This is a genomic window from Pseudomonas antarctica (genome assembly GCF_001647715.1).
GTDB classification, from domain to species: domain Bacteria; phylum Pseudomonadota; class Gammaproteobacteria; order Pseudomonadales; family Pseudomonadaceae; genus Aquipseudomonas; species Aquipseudomonas antarctica_A.
Genome location: NZ_CP015600.1, coordinates 5,840,469 through 5,862,494 on the forward strand (window position 1 = coordinate 5,840,469; position 22,026 = coordinate 5,862,494).

Consider the following 22,026-nt stretch of genomic DNA (forward strand, 5'->3'; position numbering starts at 1 on the left):
GCCCTTACAACGGTGTCAGCTGCTCCATCGGCCAGCGGGCCTGCACGCTGATCGCCAGGCTCTCATGCTGGCCGGCCTGCAGGCGCTGGCAACCGGCATACGCAATCATTGCGCCATTGTCGGTGCAGAACTCAGGGCGCGCGTAAAAAACATCGCCCTTCATGTCGCCGAGCATTTTTTCCAGCGAAGTGCGCAGGGCCTTGTTGGCACTGACGCCGCCCGCAATCACCAGGCGCTTCATACCGGCCTGCTTGAGGGCGCGCTTGCACTTGATGGTCAAAGTCTCCACCACGGCCTGCTGGAACGCCAGCGCGATGTCGCAACGGGCTTGCTCACTGTCGTCCCCGGCGCTGACGCTCTGTTGCCAGGTGTTGAGCGCGGAGGTTTTCAAGCCGCTGAAACTGAACATCAGGCCAGGGCGGTCACACATCGGACGCGGGAACGTGTAGCGGCCCGGGACGCCTTTTTCGGCAAGACGGGCAATTTCCGGCCCGCCGGGATAATTGAGGCCCATCATCTTCGCGGTTTTGTCGAAAGCCTCGCCGGCAGCGTCATCCAGAGACTCGCCTAAAAGCGTGTATTGGCCTATCCCATCGACCTGAACCAGCTGCGTATGGCCGCCGGAAACCAACAAAGCGACGAACGGAAACTCTGGAGGTGTTTTTTCCAACATCGGAGCCAGCAAATGGCCCTCCATGTGGTGCACACCCAGGGCAGGAATGCCCCAGGCAAACGCCAGTGCCTGGGCGCAAGAAGCCCCAACCAGCAGGGCTCCGACCAATCCTGGGCCAGCGGTGTAAGCGATGGCATCGATCTCGGTCGGCACGCAGCCGGCCTCGTCCAACACCTGGCGAATCAACGGCAGCATACGTTTGACGTGATCACGGCTGGCCAGCTCCGGCACCACGCCGCCATAGGCGCGATGCAGGTCGATCTGACTGAACAGTGCATCGGCCAAAAGCCCGCGTTCACTGTCGTAAAGTGCGACACCGGTTTCGTCGCAGGAGGTTTCAAGTCCCAGTACTAGCATGGGTTTGCGCCTTGTAGAGGCTGAATTCGAAGGCGCGCATAATAGTCGCCACTCCCCCTCCCGACTAGCGGTTTTCGATCAGAGGCTTTGCATTCCGGGCAATGAGGGGTTAACATCCGCAACCCTTAAAAACCGACGACCTCAGCCGCGAATTTTTTGCGACGAGAACGTTGATTCCCGGTAATGAAAGAAGGTAGCTCTGGATGCCAGCCGTCAAAGTAAAAGAGAACGAACCCTTCGACGTAGCTCTGCGTCGTTTCAAGCGCTCCTGCGAAAAAGCCGGTGTTCTGGCTGAAGTTCGTAGCCGCGAATTTTATGAGAAGCCAACTTCTGAGCGTAAGCGTAAAGCAGCAGCCGCTGTTAAGCGTCACGCTAAGAAAGTTCAGCGCGAGCAGCGCCGCGCCGTTCGTCTGTACTAATACACAGACGTTCGTAGCAAGCTTCTGCCAAGCCCGGCCCTCAGCCGGGCTATTGGCATTTGCGGATATCGCTTGATGCTTCACCGTCGACGCCGCACACGCGACCGAGACACTGCTTCAAACGTCAGGACTGGCTTTTCTGCCAGCGGTGCGCGTCTCTTCTGACGAGCCTAACAAGGCTACTGACGAGCACACTTATTTTTTAACAGGCGATCAACAGATCGACTGCGCCCACCGATGAGCTTCCGAGGCCCGCACACGGCCAAGACCGGACTCCCGGGCAACATGTCCATGCCGAAATCTGATTGAAATTAACGTCAGTGAATGTTCGGCAGATACACTTCCTGACAGCCCAAGCAGACGACAGTTGATCGAGCCGCACAATTTGCGCGCCCGAGCACTTCACGGGCCTCATTGACACGCAGTGATGACGAGAACGCCATGGCCGGGCTAATTCCCCAGAGCTTTATTGACGACCTTCTGAACCGCACCGACATCGTCGATGTAGTCAGCTCGCGCGTGCAAATGAAGAAGGCTGGCAAGAACTACACCGCCTGCTGCCCGTTTCACAAAGAAAAAACCCCGTCGTTCAGCGTCAGCCCCGACAAGCAGTTCTACTACTGTTTCGGCTGCGGCGCGGGCGGCAACGCCCTCGGCTTCATCATGGACCACGACAACCTGGACTTCCCCCAGGCCGTCGAGGAACTGGCGAAAGCCGCCGGCATGGAAATCCCTCGCGAAGAAAGTGGCCGCCCGCACAAACCGCGACAACCCACCGACTCGCCGCTGTACCCGCTGCTGACGGCCGCTGCCGACTTCTATCGTCAGGCGCTTAAAAGCCATCCGCAGCGCAAGGCCGCCGTCGATTACCTCAAGGGCCGCGGCCTCACGGGCGAGATCGCAAGGGACTTCGGCCTCGGCTTCGCCCCGCCCGGCTGGGACAACCTGTACAAGCACCTGAGCAGCGACACCTTGCAACAGAAGGCTATGATCGACGCCGGCCTGCTGGTGGAAAATGCCGAGACGGGTAAGCGCTACGACCGGTTCCGCGACCGCGTGATGTTCCCGATCCGCGACAGCCGTGGCCGGATCATCGCTTTCGGCGGCCGAGTACTGGGGGACGATAAACCCAAGTACCTGAACTCCCCGGAAACCCCCGTGTTTCATAAAGGCCAGGAACTCTACGGCCTGTTCGAGGCGCGCAAAAACAATCGCAACCTCGATGAAATCATCGTGGTGGAAGGCTACATGGACGTGATTGCCCTCGCCCAGCAGGGCCTGCGCAATGCCGTCGCCACCCTGGGGACTGCCACCAGCGAAGAACACATGAAACGCCTGTTTCGCGTGGTGCCCAACGTATTGTTCTGCTTCGACGGCGACCAGGCCGGCCGTAACGCCGCCTGGCGCGCACTCGAAGCCACACTGTCGAGCCTGCAGGATGGGCGCCGCGCACGCTTCCTGTTCCTGCCTGAAGGCGAAGACCCTGACACCCTGGTGCGCTCCGAAGGCACCGACGCCTTCCGCGCGCGCATTAATCAGCATGCGCAGCCCCTGGCGGACTATTTCTTCCAGCAACTGACCGAAGAAGCCGACCCGCGCTCCCTCGAAGGCAAGGCCCACATGGCCACCCTCGCAGCACCGCTGATCGACAAAGTGCCGGGCGCCAACCTGAAGTCACTGATGCGCATGCGCCTGCTGGAAATAACCGGCTTGAGCGGCGAGGCCGTCAGCCAGCTGGTACACAACGCACCGCAAGACGCGCCACCCGCGTACGACCCAGGCATGGATTACGACGCCATGCCGGACTATTCCGACTTCCACCAACCGCAGGACGCCTACGCGCCACAGCAGGAGTGGACACCGAAAAAGCCCGGCGCCGGCGGTAAAAAATGGGACAAGAAGCCGTGGAGCAAGAACGGCAAGCGCGGTGATCGTGATGAGCCCTACGCCCCACGCACGCCCCTGGCGGTCGAAGCCCCGACACTTATTGCGTTGCGAACGCTTATTCACCACCCGCAATTGGCGGGAAAGGTGGAAAGCGCCGACCATTTTGCCAACGAGAGCAACACCTATGCTCAGGTACTGATCGCCTTGATCGAGGCGGTACAGAAAAATCCTAAGCTAAACTCAATTCAGTTGATGGCTCGTTGGCATGGCACCGAACAAGGCCGCCTCCTTAAAGCACTTGCAGAAAAGGAGTGGCTAATTGACGGCGACAACCTTGAACAACAGTTTTTAGACACCATTACTAGGTTATCCGCGGGTCAGCATACGCAGACCCTCGATGAACTCATCAAAAGAGCGAGGCAGCCGGGATTGTCGGCTGAAGAGCAAATTCAGATAGCAAAACAGATGCGTGACCTCTTAAAACAGAATGTTTCCGCATCAAACCCGACCTCAGCTGGCGTGTGAGGTCATAGCTCGGGTATAATCCTCGGCTTGTTTTTTGCCCGCCAAGACCTTCAGTGGATAGGGTGTTATGTCCGGAAAAGCGCAACAGCAGTCTCGTATCAAAGAGTTGATCGTTCTCGGTCGTGAGCAGGGTTACCTGACTTACGCGGAGGTCAACGACCACCTGCCTGAGGATATTTCAGATCCAGAGCAGGTGGAAGACATCATCCGCATGATTAACGACATGGGGATCAACGTATTCGAAGCTGCGCCAGATAAGGATTCCCTTATGCTGGCGGACGCCGATACCGACGAGGCTGCCGCTGAAGAAGCGGCTGCCGCGCTGGCCGCTGTGGAGACCGATATCGGTCGTACCACCGACCCTGTGCGCATGTATATGCGTGAAATGGGTACCGTCGAGCTGTTGACACGTGAAGGCGAAATTGAAATCGCCAAGCGTATCGAAGAGGGTATCCGTGAAGTGATGGGCGCAATTGCGCACTTCCCAGGCACGGTTGACCACATTCTCTCCGAGTACACCCGCGTCACCACCGAAGGTGGTCGCCTGTCCGACGTTCTGAGCGGTTATATCGACCCGGACGACGGTATTGCGCCGCCTGCCGCCGAAGTACCGCCGCCCGTCGACCCGAAGGCCCCTAAAGCCGACGACGACACCGAAGAAGACGATGCTGAAGCCAGCAGCGACGACGAAGATGAAGTCGAAAGCGGCCCGGACCCGATCATCGCTGCCCAGCGTTTCGGTGCGGTTTCCGATCAAATGGAAATCACCCGCAAGGCCCTGAAAAAGCACGGTCGTGGCAACAAGCTGGCAATTGCCGAGCTGGTGGCCCTGGCTGAGCTGTTCATGCCAATCAAGCTGGTGCCGAAGCAATTCGAAGGCCTGGTTGAGCGTGTTCGCAGTGCCCTTGAGCGTCTGCGTGCCCAAGAGCGCGCAATCATGCAGCTCTGTGTACGTGATGCACGCATGCCGCGTGCCGACTTCCTGCGCCAGTTCCCGGGCAACGAAGTTGATGAAAGCTGGACCGATGCACTGGCCAAAGGCAAGGCGAAATACGCTGAAGCCATTGGTCGCCTGCAGCCGGACATCATCCGTTGCCAGCAGAAATTGACCGCGCTTCAAACCGAAACCGGTTTGACGATTGCTGAGATCAAGGACATCAACCGTCGCATGTCGATCGGCGAGGCCAAGGCCCGCCGCGCGAAGAAAGAGATGGTTGAAGCGAACTTGCGTCTGGTGATCTCCATCGCCAAGAAGTACACCAACCGTGGCCTGCAATTCCTTGATCTGATCCAGGAAGGCAACATCGGCTTGATGAAGGCTGTGGACAAGTTCGAATACCGTCGCGGCTACAAGTTCTCGACTTATGCCACCTGGTGGATCCGTCAGGCGATCACTCGCTCGATCGCCGACCAGGCCCGCACCATCCGTATTCCGGTGCACATGATCGAGACCATCAACAAGCTCAACCGTATTTCCCGGCAGATGTTGCAGGAAATGGGTCGCGAACCGACGCCGGAAGAGCTGGGCGAACGCATGGAAATGCCTGAGGATAAAATCCGTAAGGTATTGAAGATCGCTAAAGAGCCGATCTCCATGGAAACGCCGATTGGTGATGACGAAGACTCCCACCTGGGTGACTTCATCGAAGACTCGACCATGCAGTCGCCAATCGATGTGGCTACCGTTGAGAGCCTTAAAGAAGCGACTCGCGACGTACTGTCTGGCCTCACTGCCCGTGAAGCCAAGGTACTGCGCATGCGTTTCGGCATCGACATGAATACCGACCACACCCTTGAGGAAGTCGGTAAGCAGTTTGACGTGACCCGTGAGCGGATCCGTCAGATCGAAGCCAAGGCGCTGCGCAAGTTGCGCCACCCGACGCGAAGCGAGCATCTACGCTCCTTCCTCGACGAGTGATACCAGAACCCCCGGCCCAGGCCGGGGGTTTTGCTTTCTACAGACTACTTTCTATAGATTTACTGCCCCGCAATACCCCTCTCCCGCAATGCCCGTCTACACTCGAACCATTCCCCGTGCCATAACGAGACCGTTATGCCCAGACTGCCGACCGTGATACTGCTGTCGCTGCTGACCTGGACCGCAACGGCTGGCGCGTTGACTCTTACTGATGAAGAGCGTGGCTGGCTGTCGGACCATCAGGAGCTGCGCCTGGGGGTGGATGCTTCCTGGCCACCCTTCGAATACCGTGACGAAAATGGCCGTTACCAAGGCCTGGCTGCTGACTATGTTCGCTTGATCCAGGACCGCCTGGGCGTGCGGATCAAACTGGTCGAGCCCGTAAACTGGACCGCCGTGCTTGAGCAGGCAAAAAATAACCAGCTCGACCTGCTGCCCGGCATCATGTCCACGCCGGAGCGCCAGAACTACCTGGCCTTCACACGCCCCTATCTGGATTTCCCCATCGTCATCCTCGCCCATGAGGGCGGCGCGCAACCGCGCAACCTCAAGGACCTGTATGGCCTGAAGATCGCGGTCGTGGAGAACTACGCGCCTCACGAATTGCTGCGCACCCACCATCCCGATCTCAACCTGGTGGCGATGCCCAATGTCAGCTCGGCCCTGCAAGCACTGGCCACTGACGAAGTGGATGCCGTGATTGGCGACCTGGCATCCAGTGTCTGGAGCCTGCGCCAGCTCAAACTGGATGGTTTGTACGTCAGCGGCGAAACGCCCTACCGCTATCAGTTGGCGATGGGTGTGCCGCGCGATCAGAAAATGCTGGTAGGCATTCTGGACAAAGTCCTCGCCGACCTCAGCTCAGACGAAACCGACGCGATCCAGCAGCACTGGGTCGGCAGCGTCACCGATCACCGCACCTTTTGGGTCGACTTGCTGAAATATGGCCTACCGGCGGTGCTGTTGTTGAGTACCGTGCTGGCCATCGTGATTCGGATCAATCGTCGACTCAGCTCGGAGATTGCCCGGCGGGTCGCCCTTGAGCAGGAACTGCGCAGCAGCGAGTATCACTATCGCGGCCTGGTAGAGAGCCTGTCCGCCATCGCCTGGGAAGCCAGCATCAGCGATTTCACCTACAGCTACGTATCACCCCATGCCGAAGAACTGCTGGGCTACCCCCGCGCCCATTGGCTGATTCCAGGCTTTTGGCGCAACATCATCCACCCCGCCGACCTGACGCGCGCTGAAGCCTATTGCTACCGGGAAACGCGCGCCAACCGCGACCACAGCATCGATTATCGGGTGATGACCGCCAACGGCCGCTGCTTGTGGGTGCGCGACATTGTCAGCCTCATCGAGCACGGGCACGAGCCGGTGCTACGCGGCTTGATGATCGATATCAGCGAAGCCAAGCGCACCGAAGAAGCCTTGCAGCTGTCCGAGCAAAAATTTGCCTCGGTGTTCCAGCAATGCCCGGACATCCTGGTGATTGCACGGATGTCCGATGGCTGCCTGCTTGAAGTGAACAAAGCGTTCGAGGATCAGATTGGCCTTAGCGCCGAAGAAGTGGTCGGTAAAACCGCCACCGAACTGAATATCTGGGGCATTCAGGGCGTCGGCCCCGACCTGCTGCAACGGGTCCAAAGCAGCAGCGTGCGCAACCTGGAAATGCCATTTCTGCGCAGCAATGGCCAAGCGTTTACCGGGCTGATCTCCGCGGAGCCGTTCCAGCTCGACACCACCGAGGCCCTGGTCGTGGTGGTGCGTGATATCACCCAGCTCAAGGAAACCCAACAACAGCTGCAAACCTCCGAAGAGAAATTCGCCAAAGCCTTCCACGCCTCACCGGATGGCTTGCTGCTGAGCCGCCAAAGCGATGGGTTACTGATTGAAGTGAACGAGGGTTTCAGCCGACTGACCGGGTTTACCAGCGCAACCTCACTTGACCAGTCAACCCTGGACCTGGGCATTTGGGTCGACCTCAACGAACGCAAACAACTGCTGGAACTGATGCAGCGCGACGGTTTTGTCCGCGATTTCGTCTGCCATATACGGCGCAGTGATGGGCAAATTCGCCTTTGCGAAGTGTCCAGCCGCCCGCTGCCCATTGCTGATGAAGATTGCATGCTGACCATCGCGCGGGACATCACCGAACGCCAATTCATGCAGGAAAAACTGCAACAGGCCGCCACCGTGTTCGAAAGCACGGCCGAAGGTGTATTGATCACCGACACCCGGCAGAACATCAGCGCCGTCAACCGCGCCTTCAGCGAAATCACAGGCTACAGCGAAGCCGAAGCCCTCGGCAGTACGCCGCGCCTGCTCGCCTCCGGCCTGCATGACAGCGCATTCTATGCGGCAATGTGGCACCAGTTGACCGCTTTGGGGCACTGGCAGGGCGAGATTTCCAACCGCCGCAAGAACGGCGAGCTGTACCCCAGTTGGCTGACCATCAGTGCCGTGCGTAACCGCGAGCAAGTGGTCACACACTTCGTCGCTGTGTTTGCCGACATCTCCAGCCTCAAGCATGCCCAGGCCCGCCTCGACTACCAGGCCCATCATGATCCGCTGACCGGACTGCCCAATCGCACCCTGTTTGAAAGCCGTTTGCAGGCGGCACTTAACGGCCAGCAGGAAAGCGGTAACCAGGGCGCCGTGCTGTTCCTCGACCTGGACCGCTTCAAACACATCAACGACAGCCTCGGCCACCCCGTTGGCGACCTGTTGCTCAAAGACATCGCGGTGCGACTCAAGGAGCAACTGCGCGACGTCGATACCGTGGCGCGCCTGGGCGGCGACGAATTCATCATCCTGCTGCCCGGCCTGCAACAAGCCAGCGACGCCGAGCACCTGGCCAACAAGCTGCTCGCCTGCTTCACCCCACCGTTCCAGGCCGGCGAGCACGAGTTCTTTATCAGCGCCAGCATCGGCACCAGCCTGTACCCGCAGGACGGCACTGACGTCGCCACCCTGGTCAAAAACGCCGACGCCGCGATGTACCGCTCCAAGGCCAAGGGCCGCAACCGCGTTGAAAGCTACACCCGCGACCTCACCACTCAAGCCAAAGAGCGCGTAGCACTGGAGCATGAACTGCGCCGCGCCATCGAGCGTGAAGAGCTGTTTTTGTACTACCAACCGAAGCTGAGCCTGGACACTCAGGAACTGATCGGCGCCGAAGCACTGATCCGCTGGCACCACCCGACCTTCGGCGACGTGCCACCCGAACACTTCATCGCCCTCGCCGAAGAGAACGGCACGATCCTGCAGATTGGCGACTGGGTACTGGAACAAGCCTGCCGGCAGCTGCACGCCTGGCAAACCGCCTATGAGGGTTTCGGCCCACTGTCGGTCAACCTTGCTGGCGCGCAACTGCGTCATCCCGGCCTGTTAGCGCGCATCGAACAACTCTTGCGCGACTACCGCCTGGAGCCCGGCTGCCTGCAACTGGAAATCACCGAAAACTTCATCATGAGCCAGGCCGAAGAAGCGCTGGAGGTGCTGCACCAGCTCAAACAACTGGGCGTGCAACTGGCAATCGATGACTTCGGCACCGGCTATTCATCCCTCAGCTACCTCAAGCGCCTGCCGCTGGACTTCCTCAAGATCGACCAGTCTTTCGTACGCGGCCTGCCCGACGATCCCCACGACGCCGCCATCGTGCGCGCCATCATCGCCCTGGGCCACAGCATGCAATTCACCATCATCGCCGAAGGCGTGGAAAACCCCGCGCAACAGGCCTTCCTCGCGGCCGAAGGCTGTGAACAGATGCAAGGCTACATCGTCAGCCTACCGCTGCCGCCCGAGCTTTTTGCCGAAGCTTTTCTTCATATGAGGGTTTCAGACTTTTCGGATGGCACAGCGGGGAAACCGTCGTTATAATCCGCGACCTACTGAGGGCCTATAGCTCAGTTGGTTAGAGCAGGGGACTCATAATCCCTTGGTCGTAGGTTCGAGTCCTACTGGGCCCACCAATAAAATCAACGGCTTACGTCATTTTTGAGTAGGCCGTTTGTATTTATAGACTCAAATTTCTAACGAACTGCTAAACGAATGCTGGCGGCTACCCGTCATCGGCACTTGAGTGCCACTTCTCGCCGGATGCTTTCAATACACGCACAAAAAAGCCCAGCAACTGCCAGGTTTGGTTGGAAATAGGCGACCACTACGCGCGCGCGCGCGATGCGTGCCCTGACCCTTATGATTACTCAGGGTCTCATGGGGTCGGCCTTAGCACTCCCCAAGGGGCGCCTGTCGGTTTACGCTTCGGCCCGGTAGATAGGCCACCATGCAAACGACAACGGCCACTGGCGTATAGGTCACGGCGCTTACATGGCGTACCCGCCCGAATCTTAGCCCCGCAAATCATTCCGCGTAGCTCATCGGGGTACGGCAGGGCAAAGAGTTGTCCGTGTGGCATTCCTGCGGCAAGCCAGGCAAGCGTTATGGCCTTGCTCACCTTGTTGTGCTTTACCCACAGCTTGCGCAGTTCAGCTTGATCGTTGGTCACTGGTCGCGCTCCGTTGGTTGGTGTCTTTGTGATCGTCCCGCGCGTGCGATGCGTACCTGAGCCTGAGCCTGAGCCTGAGCCTGAGGATTGCTCAGGAATTGTTCGGGCCTCAAGGGCTTGCCCTACCTGAATACTGAGGATTTCGCGGATTTTGCGGAAAGCCCCGCCATTGCTAGGTTTGCGACTGCGGAAAGTTTGCGGAAGGTTGAGGATTTTTAGCGATGCAGCCTTTTTCCGCACTTTTCCGCAAAACTTCCTCAACCACTAAGGCCCGGTATTACTGGCTTTCCGCAGATTCCTCAAAATCCTCAGCCTCCGCAGACAGGTTAATGCTGAAGTGCTTGCCGTCAGTGGTTAGCAGGTGGTGATGCGCCGCCAGCACGGCGAGCAATCGGTCGCGCTCCCTGGCACTCTTGCGGGTGGTGGGCGGCCCTGACTTGCCCAGCTTGTCGCGGTGGAACTCTTTCCAGTCATCAGCCCGCCTCGGATCGCGTAGCCACCCCATTAGCGCTGCTGCCTGCTGTAGTAACGGGTCAGGTACAGCACTGTCCGTATACCGCCGCCATTCTGAAAGTGAGTGGCGGACTATCGCAGCAGCACGGCACATACACTCTTCGTCAATTTCGGTCTTACCTTCAAAGCAGGCAAATACGGCAGCTACGCGGCGGGCAATTTCACCAGCGCGGCCAGCAAAGGGGCGCAGATTGGCGAACTTACCGAGGGAGGATTGCTCGCCCTCAACCTCATTGTAGAACTCAAGCCAATCCTGTTCGGCTTCAGGGGTCAATTGCAGCACGGGCGGCTTAACTTCGCCTGTCTCGTAGTCAATTGCTTGGGGGGTTGCTGCAATAGCCTCACAACGCGCCCAGTAGCGCTGTAGTCGTGTGTCGGTATACGCCTTTCGGCCTAACTGCTCAGCAGTGAGAACGCGTGTCCCGGCAATACTGGCTGGGCTGGCGAACAGAAAGCGCGGCAAGAAGCCCTGACCACGCAACAGCGGATCGGCCAAGGCGTCACGCACCGTCACTGCCTGCGCCAGCAGGTTAAGGCTCAGGCGGCGGTGATAGGCAACGCCGGAGCCTTCCTCGTTGCCCTGTGACCGAGTGCGCTCAAAGCCTCCAGTGTCATACGCTTTGACCAAGGCGCCCAGGGTTGCGGCGCGGGTGTCTGCTTTGAGCGATGCACCGCCCAGCACCTGCCCCCCCTCATCAGTGTCCCAACTTGCAGCAGGCATACCGCGAATAAATGCCCCGGCAATCGGCTCAAACGTGGCATCGGTGTATTGCGTGCGCGGGTCGGCTGGCCGTGGGTTATCCGCTAAGTGCTGCTTTAGCTCTTTGCCTTTAAGTCCCCGTGCAAACGAGTCCATCTCCTCGCAGGCTTTCTTGTGATCGGTACGGACCTTCTTTTCGGCCTCGTCTATCGTCTTGGAAGCCAAGCGCCGACATTCGCTCTTACGGTCGCCAGAGTCGGCCAAGGTCAGCGTGAACAGTGAGCAAGGCATACCATCAGGGTTGTTAATATGCGGGGCGTTAACACGGGTCTGCGCCAAGTAGACAGTCGCGCCGGTAACGCACTGCGCAGCCAGCGCCAACGGTGCCTGTACATGCTCAGCAATGGCTTGGACGGCATCACGCATAAGGGGCGGCAACGCCAAGATAGGGTAGGGCTCTGCGGCCTCCAATTCAGGCAATAACGGGCGCGGCTCGGGGCACGGCTCCAGAGTCTCAGGAAAATATGGTCGGCTAGGTACAGTCCTTGGCTCTAAAGGCCCCCTCATACGTGCTATTTGCTGATCGTACATTCCTAGTCGTTGAGTTTTGGGTGGCAGCCCAAAGTCATACAACCGCTCAACAGGAGGCGCGGTACTCGTCTCGTTGGCAAGCGGATCGCCATCAGCTACAAGCTCGGCAGACGGCTCAGTCGCCTTTGTCGGCGTATTGGAGTCCCTACCTATTGGCAGGTCATCATAATGCCCGTGACGGTCTTGAAATTCGGCATTAGACGCCCCCGCATACGCTTCTATTGGTAGCTCGTCTCTAGCGGGTACATTGCCAATGTCGGGGGGGCTAAACGGATCGTCGTCAAGCTCAACGGCCATATTCATTTGGCCACCTCTCGCAATACGTACAGCGCCACGCCGTGGTGGACGGTTCCGTTTTCGTCGATAGTTGATATGCGGTGCGTCTCGATATCAAAGCCGCGTTGTTTAAGCTCAAGAACGCGCGGCGCAGGCATTAAGACAGACAAATCACAACGAAGAGACAGGGTGTCGGCTGGGCCTTCGCGTAGGCGCTCAAGAATGCGGGCACGTTGAGCGAAAGCGCTAGTAGAATGGCAAGGTGAGTGATTATGGTTGGCCGTTTGGTCAGCCTTTTTTTTGTTCATGATTTAGGCCACCTCGCCCTGACGGGTAGCCAGCCAGGCATCAAGCTCGGACTTGCGATAGCCCACGGCACGGGTGCTCAGCTTGATTTTGCGAGGGAAGCCCTCGGTCTGGGAAAGACGCCAAAGGGTCACAAGCGAGATACCGCCCAGGTAATCTGCGGCGGCTTTGTTGCGGTAAATAGTGTCGGTTGATTGGTTCATTTCATGAAGCCTCACATAGTTAGCAGAGGCCCCATCTAAAAGTTTTTAAAAAGGTTCGTCGTTTGATGGATTGGTGAGCGATTGATTACCTTTCCATCAATCCTCTAGTCAACACACCAGCCCTCCCCTCAAAGCTGAGGTCGGACGTACCGCACTTGCAATCATCACTATGCTAATGATTTATGCAGACGGGGTTAAATCGGTATCCCGGGTCGGTAGAGTCGACTTTACAGATCTGCTTTCCAGCAGAATTAATCAGATACAAAACCTCATCCCTACCGCGATCTGGAAAAATTTCATCTCGCCAGACCAGCACGTTTCCAATATTTCTTGAAGCGTTACTAGTCCCTAAGTCAAACATCACGAAATCGATTCTACCCGGCCCAAAATACTTGAGAACCGGTTTCTCACCTTGAAGTACAGGGAAGACCGGAAAAGAGTATATTGCGCTAGCAGTAGCAAAAGCCGGAGTTTCGAAATATACAACCTTGTTGAACTCGTCATAGCCGGCTAAGTGAAAATCCTCAATTGTCTTTGTCGGATCATTGTCCTGCTTCTGAGTCGCAAGCATAGTGCGTTTCAGCTCGCCCGTTTCTTCATCTACTCGAAGTAGGATAAGCGCGGCTTTGTAGTCACCTGCCCAGTAACCTCGACCGTCCTCCAGCCGTTCGTGTGCTGTAACAATGGCAACAGTCCCATTCTTAAAAAAGCCATTGCTGCCGGATGTAATCTCCATTCCAAGGCCAGCCGCCCACTGGGTAACGTCCTTGCCCCTGTAACAAACCTGGTGAGTATCATATTGAGAGTTCATTTCTAGCCCCGTGTGCGGCAGCGCTATACCATCACCCTTTCTTTGGGACTTCAAAAATTCATAGCCGTTGAGGCAATCCTGATTTTCGGCGAGAGCATAGTCAGAGATCAAAACAGCTATCGGGAGCAAAAGGGCCCCTATAGTTTTGTGGATGTGAGTCATGGCGCAAGCTCTCCTTAGCAGTGATGAGGGCCCGTTTATGTAGGCTCTCCGGTGTTTGTAGGTGTCTGACATTATGCCGGTTGAAAAGTCAGGCCGATTGTTCGCGGTAGTAATGGCAGCTACCTGCCCTCCCTCACAGATTCGTACGCCAGCAGCATTGGCACCATCGTTCTTAGATGGGGATTAAGAAGCTGAACCTTCTCGCCAAATTTCCTCGGCCTCTCTAATCAGCGCCTCCAAGCCATTTGTCTTAATACCTACCGCTTTCAAGACTCCATCGCAAAATTCAGCAAATGGACCCGTTGCTCCACCTGCCGAGCCTTTTCGCTGAAATTTCGGCTCGCCATCACCCGCCCGCGCCCAAATGGCAAGCAATGCGCGAATGGCCTCCTGCCGAATCATGTTCCCGCCTTTAACCTTTTGAGCGAGTTCAGTGGGTTTAACATCTGGTATTAAAGAAATTAAATCACCAAGCCGACACAGAAGCGATCTCTCCAGCGTTCGACTTCCGACTGTTCCTGCGGGGGTCAGAAACATGGCCTCCGTCGCACCAATTGCAGAACTCAACTCTAAAGGTGTTCTCCTTTCATTCAAGAGCTTATATAGCGTATCCGCAGAGTCTCTAATCTTTTTCAAGTGCATCTGGTGGTCAAAGTCGAACTCTTCAGGCACCACCCCCCCTTTCGGCAATCCCTGATCCTCAAATTCCCACCAAACAGCAAGAGGCCTTGCATTACATCTAGCCAAGTCATGAGCGAGTCCTGAAAGAGCAATATCAGGAGTCGCACCTTTCTCCTTCACCAAATAACCAAATAAATAACCTTCCAACCCATAAACCACATCGGAGTAGCTCCCAGGCTTGCGCATGACCGCCATTCTCTTTTCAAGACTCTTATTCCTGCTAACCATGCCTACCCCTCAGTTGCACCACGTTTCCAGCAGGCACGACTCCCACAAGCTCATCCAAGTAGCGCGCCCACCCGTCCAAATCAGCACGCTTTTCCGGTAGGTAGTTCCAACGGTCATAGTGCTTTGCCTGTACCCCGCTCCGACCATGCGATAACAGCCAGGCACGGCGCTCCTGATTCACGCCCAGGGCTGCCAAATGGGTTTCGATAGTTGCGCGCATGTTGCGCCAGGTGAAACGGCGGGCCTTGCCCTCTCCCGCCAGGCGTTCACCCAGATCCTGAAAAATATCCAGTGCAGTACCCGGCGCAATCGTCACTTTGCCGCGCAGTGAGAACGGGCCAGGGGCTTTACCTTCGCTCTCCAGGGCTAGCAACGGGGCCATAATCTCGCCCAGGCGTTCGACCATTGGCAGAAGATGCTCACGCGGCGGGGTGCCCTTGCCACCTTTCAGATCCAGCAAACGCATTACCGGGCCATGCTCGCCATCGTCGTATAGGTCCTGCCAGGTAACACGGCAGAGCATTTCCACGCGCTGCCCGGCTAGGTAAAGCATGGCCTTGGCGATAGCACGGCGACGCTCAGGTAGGTCCTCGACAGCGAGAACGGCAGCCCTCAATTCATCCTTGGTCAGTGCCCAAGTGTTAGCCTGGTTAGCGCCCTCGATGGTCGGTACGTCACGCGCTGGATTGAATTTCAATCCATATTGAACGGCGTCACCGGCACGCAGTGGGTTAAGGTCGTTCGCCAGCCCAAAGGAGAATGCCGCTTGCAGATAGCTGCGCAGCTTGTCCGCTTGGCGCTTCTTGCCGTTGGTGGCGTTGGCCTTGGTCAGCCGTACCCCGCGCCCTTTGCTGGCGACAGGCCGGTTTAGGCAATGGCGCAGAAGCTCGGCAATATCACCGGGCTCGACCTCCTTAGCCTTGCGGGTGGATAGCTCAGGAAATGGGGTTAGCACATTCAGTTTTAGAGCGCCGCGCACTTCCTTGGCGCTGGTCTTGCCGCGTCTTTCCATATCCTCGACATAGGCGTCGAGCAACTGCGCAAAAGTGCCTTGCCTGGCCTCCAGATTGGCGGCTCGCTGCACGGTGCGCTGGCGCTCACTTTGGGCGACCTGGTAATCCTCAATGGTAGAGAACTCCCGCACCTCCAGCGACCTAGCAGCGGCATAGGTACGCCAATCGACTAGGGCTCGATCATCGTAGCCGCCTAGCTTGAGCCGCTCTTGCTTACCGTCACGGCGCAGAGACAGGTAGACCAATATTCCACTAATCCTACGTTCAAAGATCAGTGAACCGGAGCCCTTCACGTCCAAAGCCTCGGACAAAGTGCCCTTTTTCAAGGCAGTGATTTTGCTGTGAGCCAGTTTCTGCGCCACTTTCAGCCCCTCAAACCGCTTAACGAATTGCTCAACGAATGCCAGCAATATAAGGGTTTTTTGGGAAATGTCACGAAACGATAAATCAGGCTTAGACGCCTGTATTTACTGGCCTTAGCGTTCCATAGTGTTACACAGAATTAAGTAATCTCATGCCTCATAATCCCTTGGTCGTAGGTTCGAGTCCTACTGGGCCCACCAAACAAGAAAGCCGCGCACTGCGCGGCTTTCGTGTATCTGGCGTAGAGGTTTTTGTCAGCTGTTCGCCTACCACCTCCACACCCACGCAAACCTGTAACATGGCGCCCCATTGCCGCCCGCACTGGAGCTCCCCTTGCCCGCCCTGGATGAAATCGATCGCCAACTGATCGCCGCCTTGCAGATCAACGCCCGCGAAAGCGTGGCCATGCTTGCACGGCAGTTGGGTATTGCGCGCACCACGGTGACGTCGCGCCTGGCACGCCTGGAGAAAACCCAGGTGATTACCGGGTATGGCGTGCGCCTCGGGCAGCGTGTGATCGATGGTGGTTTGCAGGCTTATGTCGGGATCACCGTACAAGCGCGTTCGGGCAAGGAAGTGTTGCGCCGGCTCAGCGCCATGGCGCAGGTGCAGCAGCTGTGTGCGGTGAGTGGCGAATTCGATTACGTGGCCTGGCTGCGCACCGATTCGCCGGAACAGCTGGATCAGTTGCTGGACCAGATTGGCAGCGTCGATGGCGTGGAGAAAACCACCACCTCGATCATCCTCAGTAACAAATTGGATCGTGGCCAACCAATCTGACTTACAACTTCGTCACTTTGACTAAAAACAATCCAATCCGACGACACTTTGCGTCTTATTAACGAACGCAACGCTCCCTAAACTGGCTGCCATCTTTTCCTATACTCAACGGGCTGAATCCCGCCGAGTCGCCAGTAAGGTCAGCCATGAGCATTCCGTCCAGCACCATCAGCAAAACCAATCGCCACCCCGCCGACGGTAAAAAACCTATCACCATCTTTGGCCCGGACTTTCCGTTTGCCTTTGATGACTGGATTGAGCACCCGGCCGGTCTGGGCAGCATCCCGGCGGCCAACCATGGCGCCGAAGTGGCGATTGTCGGTGCCGGGATCGCGGGTCTGGTGGCCGCCTACGAGCTGATGAAGCTGGGCCTCAAGCCCGTGGTGTATGAAGCCTCGAAAATGGGCGGTCGCCTGCGCTCCCAGGCGTTTGAAGGGGCCGAAGGCATCATCGCCGAGTTGGGTGGCATGCGTTTTCCGGTGTCGTCCACCGCGTTCTACCACTATGTGGACAAGCTGGGCCTGGAAACCAAACCCTTCCCCAACCCGCTGACGCCGGCCTCCGGCAGTACCGTTATCGACCTCGAAGGCCAGACTCACTACGCGCAAAAAATCTCCGACTTGCCGGTACTGTTCCAGGAAGTTGCCGATGCTTGGGCGGATGCGCTGGAAGCCGGTTCGCAGTTCGGTGATATCCAGCAGGCCATCCGCGACCGCGACGTGCCACGCCTCAAAGCGCTGTGGAATAAGCTGGTGCCGCTGTGGGACGACCGCACCTTCTATGACTTCGTCGCCACCTCCAAGGCCTTCGCCAAGCTGTCGTTCCATCACCGCGAAGTGTTCGGCCAGGTCGGTTTCGGCACCGGCGGCTGGGACTCGGACTTCCCTAACTCGATGCTCGAGATCTTCCGCGTGGTGATGACCAACTGCGACGACCATCAACACCTGGTGGTCGGCGGTGTGGCGCAAGTGCCCATGGGCATCTGGCGCCATGTGCCGGAGCGTTGTGCGCACTGGCCGGCCGGCACCAGCCTCAGTTCGTTGCATCGCGGCGCGCCACGGGCGGGTGTGAAACGCATTGCCCACGCCGCCGATGGCCGCTTCGCCGTCACCGACAACTACGGCGACACCCGCGAATACGCCGCCGTACTGACCACCTGCCAAAGCTGGCTGCTGACCACCCAGATCGAATGCGACGAAACCCTGTTCTCGCAAAAAATGTGGATGGCCCTGGACCGCACGCGCTACATGCAGTCGTCGAAAACCTTCGTGATGGTCGACCGCCCGTTCTGGAAAGACAAAGACCCGGAAACCGGCCGCGACCTGATGAGCATGACCCTCACCGATCGCCTGACCCGTGGCACTTACCTGTTCGACAACGGCGACGACAAGCCTGGGGTTATCTGCCTGTCGTACTCGTGGATGAGCGACGCGCTGAAAATGCTGCCGCAGCCCATCGACAAGCGCGTGAAGCTGGCCCTCGACGCGCTGAAGAAGATTTACCCGAAAGTCGACATCAAGGCGCGCATCATCGGCGACCCAATCACCGTATCGTGGGAAGCCGACCCGCATTTCCTCGGGGCGTTCAAAGGTGCATTGCCCGGCCACTATCGCTATAACCAGCGGATGTATGCGCACTTCATGCAAAAGGACATGCCCGCCGAACAACGCGGGATTTTTATCGCCGGTGACGACGTGTCCTGGACGCCCGCCTGGGTGGAAGGCGCGGTGCAGACTTCGCTGAACGCGGTGTGGGGCATCATGACTCACTTCGGTGGCAGCACTCACTCGGAGAACCCGGGGCCGGGTGACGTATTTGATGAAATCGGACCGATCGCCCTGGCCGATTAAGGAGTTGAACATGCGCGTCGCCCTATACCAATGCCCACCGCTGCCGTTGGATGTCGCCGGTAACCTCAAGCGCCTGCACCAACTCGCGCATGAAGCGTCGGGTGCCGATGTGCTGGTGCTGCCGGAGATGTTCCTCAGCGGCTACAACATCGGTGCCGAAGCGGTTGGCGCGCTGGCCGAAGCCCAGGACGGGCCGTCAGCACAGACGATTGCCGACCTGGCGAAAAGCGCCGGGCTGGCGATCCTCTATGGCTACCCGGAGCGGGCCGAGGACGGGCAGATCTACAACGCCGTGCAGTTGATCGACGCTCACGGCCAGCGCCTGTGCAACTACCGCAAGACCCACCTGTTTGGCGACCTGGATCACTCGATGTTCAGCGCCGGGGAGGACGATTTCCCGCTGGTGGAATTGAACGGTTGGACGCTCGGTTTTCTGATCTGCTATGACCTGGAATTCCCGGAAAACACCCGTCGCCTGGCCCTCGCCGGGGCCGAACTGATCCTGGTGCCCACCGCCAACATGGTGCCGTTCGACTTCGTCGCCGACGTGACCGTGCGAGCGCGGGCCTTTGAAAATCAGTGTTATGTGGCCTATGCCAACTATTGCGGGCACGAGGACGAGATTCAATACTGCGGGCAAAGCAGCATTGCCGCGCCGAATGGTCAGCGAATCGCCCAGGCTGGCCTGGATGAAGCCTTGATCGTCGGGCAGTTGGATCGCCAAGCCATCACGGACGCACGTGCTGCCAACCACTACCTCCAGGATCGACGCCCCGAGCTATACGGCGCGCTGCACAAGCCCTGACCCAGCCGGTTTGTTAGCGGTTTGTTAACATGGGCACATCCTACGTTTCGGAAGTGCCCATGCCTGCGCCGGCCCACCCTCATCACCTGCACCTGACCCTGGCCAACGGCCTGCACGTTTCCCTGCACCATGCGCCGCGTTTGAAGCGTTGCGCCGCGGTGTTACGCGTGGCCGCTGGCAGCCATGACGTGCCATTGGCCTGGCCGGGGCTGGCGCATTTTCTTGAGCATTTGTTGTTTCTCGGCACCCAACGGTTTCCGACAAACGAAGGGTTGATGGCCTACGTGCAGCGTCATGGCGGGCAGGTCAACGCCAGCACCCGCGAGCGCACCACGGACTTCTTCTTTGAGTTGCCGGTGGCGCCCTTTGCGGATGGCTTGGAGCGGCTGGCCGAGATGCTGGCCCATCCGCGCCTGGCGCTTGAAGACCAACTGCGTGAACGCGAAGTGCTGCAAGCGGAGTTTGTTGCCTGGTCTCAGGACGCCCAGGCGCAACAGCAAGTCGCGCTGCTGGAAGGTTTGGCAGCCGATCATCCTCTGCGAGGCTTTCATGCGGGCAATCGCGATAGCCTGCCGGTGGAGCGTGAGGCATTTCAACAGGCACTGCGGGAATTCCACTCCGGGTTCTATCGGACCGGGCAGATGACCTTGAGCCTCGCTGGCCCGCAACCGCTGGAGGAACTGCACGCGTTGGCTCAACAGTTCAGCGAAACATTGGTTTCAGGGCCTGCGCGCCCACAGGCACCGCCGCCAGCGCTGATGCGAGGCCAGGCACGGCGTTTTCAACACATCGCCAACCACCACCTGCACCACGTCATTACCTGTGACGCCCCCCGTGAAGCACTGGATTTTCTCTGCACGTGGCTCAACGCCTCGGCACCGGGTGGGCTGCTGGCGGAACTGAAAGCACAAAAACTGGCCAGCGCTGTGCAGGCTTCCGTGCTCTATCACTTCGCCGGTCAGGCAGTGCTGGATATCGACTTTACCCTCGACAATCAAGATAGTTCGGCTACTCGAATCGAAACGCTGCTGCACGACTGGCTGAGCTTTTTCATACACAGCGACTGGGCTTCGTTACGCGAAGAATTCGCCCTGCGTGCGGCTCGCCAACAACAGGTCCAGGGCGCCCTTGCATTGGCTCGGCACGACAGCGCAGGCCTGTCGGACGAGGACTGCGTAGCCCTGAAGGCGATGCTTGATGCTCTGCACCTGCCGCCCTCTGAACACACCTGGCAATTGCCACCCCACAACCCGTTCCTGCGCCCGCCCGTCAAAGAAGAACGCGCCGGGCTGATTCGCGGCCAGACCAGCGCCCACCGTGGTTTGCGCACCTTTGCCCAGGACCGCTCCCGAGGCCGCCGAGAAGTGTCGGCGCTGGCATTCAGCCAGGCCTTGGCAGATGACACCGATGAAGGCGCGCTCTACCTGCACTGGCGGTTTGATTGCGCCGTACCCGCCGGGCTGGAAAGCGCATTGCAGCCGTTGCGTGAGCATGCCCATCAGGCTGGAATCGAGTTGTCTTTCGAAACCACTGGTAATGACTGGCAGGTGAAAATGGTCGGCCTTCACGAGCCCATGCCGGCAGTGGTTGAAGAACTGTCGCGTCGCCTTGGCTCAGCGGATGAACACCTGCCGCCACCCGCCCCAGCGCCGCTGATCGCTATTCGCGCATTGCTCAAGGCGTTGCCTGCTTGCTGCACCGGTGATCATTCGCGAGCATGCGAGACGCCCGCCCCATGGACTAACGCCCGGTGGCAAGGGCTGGGTTTCGGTTTACCCGCCGCGTGTGAAGCTGCGATCAAAATCGCGGCAGCCCGGTTGCCCGGGCAGCCGGCAAGCCTTGAGTACACGTCACCCACCCTCGACGGCCAGAAGCGATGGCACGAGGTAAACACCGACGCCAGCGAGGCCGCGTTGTTGCTGTTTTGCCCAACGCCGACGCGCGCCCTGGCAGACGAAGCGGCATGGCGACTGCTTGGGCATCTGCTGCAGGGTCCGTTTTACCAGCGCCTGCGCGTCGAACTGCAAATCGGCTACGCGGTCTTCAGCGGTATGCGACAGGTCAACGGGCAAACCGGGCTGCTGTTTGGCGTGCAATCCCCCGGCGTTTCCCTGAGCGGGATCGTTGATCACCTGAAAACCTTCCTGGAACAGGTGTCGGCATTGGTCGACAGCCGCGGCGACTTTGACAACCAACGCTTGGCGCAGCAATTCACTGCCGATGAGCTGCCTGTCGCCCAAGCCGCCGAGCTGCTTTGGCATGCCCACCTGGCGGGCCACACGTCGGATTATCTGGGGCAACTTCAACACCTGATCCAAACCCTGACGCGCGAGGATTTGCAGCACGCCGTCCAGCAACTCAACGACGCTACAGGAGGCTGGCGCTGTGTGGCCAACGGGCCGCGTGTCACGGACGCCTGGCAACCGGCAGGCTGATCATTGCCAACCCTGCAACAGGC

At 58.5% G+C, this 22,026-nt stretch carries 16 protein-coding genes and 1 tRNA gene; 9 read left to right on the forward strand and 8 right to left on the reverse strand.

Going from position 1 to position 22,026, the window contains the following annotated elements:
* Positions 1-4 precede the first annotated feature (4 nt).
* On the reverse strand, positions 5-1,030 hold the full coding sequence (tsaD, locus tag A7J50_RS26600) for a tRNA (adenosine(37)-N6)-threonylcarbamoyltransferase complex transferase subunit TsaD (RefSeq protein ID WP_053258326.1): 1,026 nt from the start codon (positions 1,028-1,030) through the stop codon (positions 5-7).
* A gap of 203 nt (positions 1,031-1,233) precedes the next feature.
* On the opposite strand from tsaD, the gene rpsU reads away from it, so the two are divergent.
* From rpsU to A7J50_RS26625, 5 genes are all read left to right on the forward strand, one after another.
* Positions 1,234-1,449: a 30S ribosomal protein S21 gene (gene rpsU, locus A7J50_RS31060; protein WP_002551877.1), complete on the forward strand. Its 216-nt coding sequence runs from the start codon at positions 1,234-1,236 to the stop codon at positions 1,447-1,449.
* Between the two features lie 441 nt (positions 1,450-1,890).
* Entirely contained in the window at positions 1,891-3,861 is a 1,971-nt protein-coding gene (gene dnaG / locus A7J50_RS26610; protein ID WP_064454397.1) for a DNA primase, read from the forward strand.
* A 67-nt stretch (positions 3,862-3,928) separates the two neighbouring features.
* Positions 3,929-5,779 carry an RNA polymerase sigma factor RpoD gene (gene rpoD / locus A7J50_RS26615; protein ID WP_064454398.1) on the forward strand — a complete coding sequence of 617 codons (1,851 nt, stop codon included), beginning with the start codon at positions 3,929-3,931 and terminating at the stop codon, positions 5,777-5,779.
* Positions 5,780-5,914: 135 nt separating this feature from the next.
* Positions 5,915-9,658: an EAL domain-containing protein gene (locus A7J50_RS26620; protein WP_064454399.1), complete on the forward strand. Its 3,744-nt coding sequence runs from the start codon at positions 5,915-5,917 to the stop codon at positions 9,656-9,658.
* A 15-nt stretch (positions 9,659-9,673) separates the two neighbouring features.
* Positions 9,674-9,750 (forward strand) — tRNA-Ile (locus tag A7J50_RS26625).
* A gap of 242 nt (positions 9,751-9,992) precedes the next feature.
* Here A7J50_RS26625 and A7J50_RS32350 read toward each other — a convergent pair.
* The 7 genes from A7J50_RS32350 to A7J50_RS26650 all read right to left on the reverse strand — a co-directional run bounded on the left by A7J50_RS32350 (position 9,993) and on the right by A7J50_RS26650 (position 16,180).
* Entirely contained in the window at positions 9,993-10,196 is a 204-nt protein-coding gene (locus A7J50_RS32350) for an HGGxSTG domain-containing protein (protein ID WP_082896000.1), read from the reverse strand.
* A 367-nt stretch (positions 10,197-10,563) separates the two neighbouring features.
* On the reverse strand, positions 10,564-11,925 hold the full coding sequence (locus tag A7J50_RS26630) for a DUF3987 domain-containing protein (protein ID WP_167353712.1): 1,362 nt from the start codon (positions 11,923-11,925) through the stop codon (positions 10,564-10,566).
* Positions 11,926-12,389: 464 nt separating this feature from the next.
* Entirely contained in the window at positions 12,390-12,674 is a 285-nt protein-coding gene (locus A7J50_RS31070) for a helix-turn-helix domain-containing protein (protein WP_237140868.1), read from the reverse strand.
* 3 nt (positions 12,675-12,677) lie between these two features.
* A complete protein-coding gene (locus A7J50_RS26635; protein WP_064454401.1) occupies positions 12,678-12,875 on the reverse strand; it encodes a helix-turn-helix transcriptional regulator in 198 nt (65 codons plus the stop codon).
* 172 nt (positions 12,876-13,047) lie between these two features.
* Positions 13,048-13,848 carry a hypothetical protein gene (locus tag A7J50_RS26640; RefSeq protein ID WP_064454402.1) on the reverse strand — a complete coding sequence of 267 codons (801 nt, stop codon included), beginning with the start codon at positions 13,846-13,848 and terminating at the stop codon, positions 13,048-13,050.
* 183 nt (positions 13,849-14,031) lie between these two features.
* Positions 14,032-14,724, reverse strand: coding sequence for a hypothetical protein (locus tag A7J50_RS26645; RefSeq protein WP_156526310.1), 693 nt, complete (start codon positions 14,722-14,724; stop codon positions 14,032-14,034).
* A 25-nt stretch (positions 14,725-14,749) separates the two neighbouring features.
* Entirely contained in the window at positions 14,750-16,180 is a 1,431-nt protein-coding gene (locus A7J50_RS26650; RefSeq protein WP_064454404.1) for a tyrosine-type recombinase/integrase, read from the reverse strand.
* 286 nt (positions 16,181-16,466) lie between these two features.
* Here A7J50_RS26650 and A7J50_RS26655 point away from each other — a divergent pair, with 286 nt between their 5' ends.
* The 4 genes from A7J50_RS26655 to pqqF all read left to right on the forward strand — a co-directional run bounded on the left by A7J50_RS26655 (position 16,467) and on the right by pqqF (position 22,003).
* Positions 16,467-16,913, forward strand: coding sequence for an Lrp/AsnC family transcriptional regulator (locus A7J50_RS26655; protein ID WP_064454405.1), 447 nt, complete (start codon positions 16,467-16,469; stop codon positions 16,911-16,913).
* 167 nt (positions 16,914-17,080) lie between these two features.
* A complete protein-coding gene (locus tag A7J50_RS26660; RefSeq protein ID WP_064455019.1) occupies positions 17,081-18,763 on the forward strand; it encodes a flavin monoamine oxidase family protein in 1,683 nt (560 codons plus the stop codon).
* 10 nt (positions 18,764-18,773) lie between these two features.
* Positions 18,774-19,568 carry a carbon-nitrogen hydrolase family protein gene (locus A7J50_RS26665; protein WP_064454406.1) on the forward strand — a complete coding sequence of 265 codons (795 nt, stop codon included), beginning with the start codon at positions 18,774-18,776 and terminating at the stop codon, positions 19,566-19,568.
* Positions 19,569-19,627: 59 nt separating this feature from the next.
* Positions 19,628-22,003, forward strand: a complete 2,376-nt coding sequence (gene pqqF, locus A7J50_RS26670; RefSeq protein ID WP_064454407.1) for a pyrroloquinoline quinone biosynthesis protein PqqF — start codon at positions 19,628-19,630, stop codon at positions 22,001-22,003.
* The last annotated feature ends 23 nt before the right edge of the window (positions 22,004-22,026 follow it).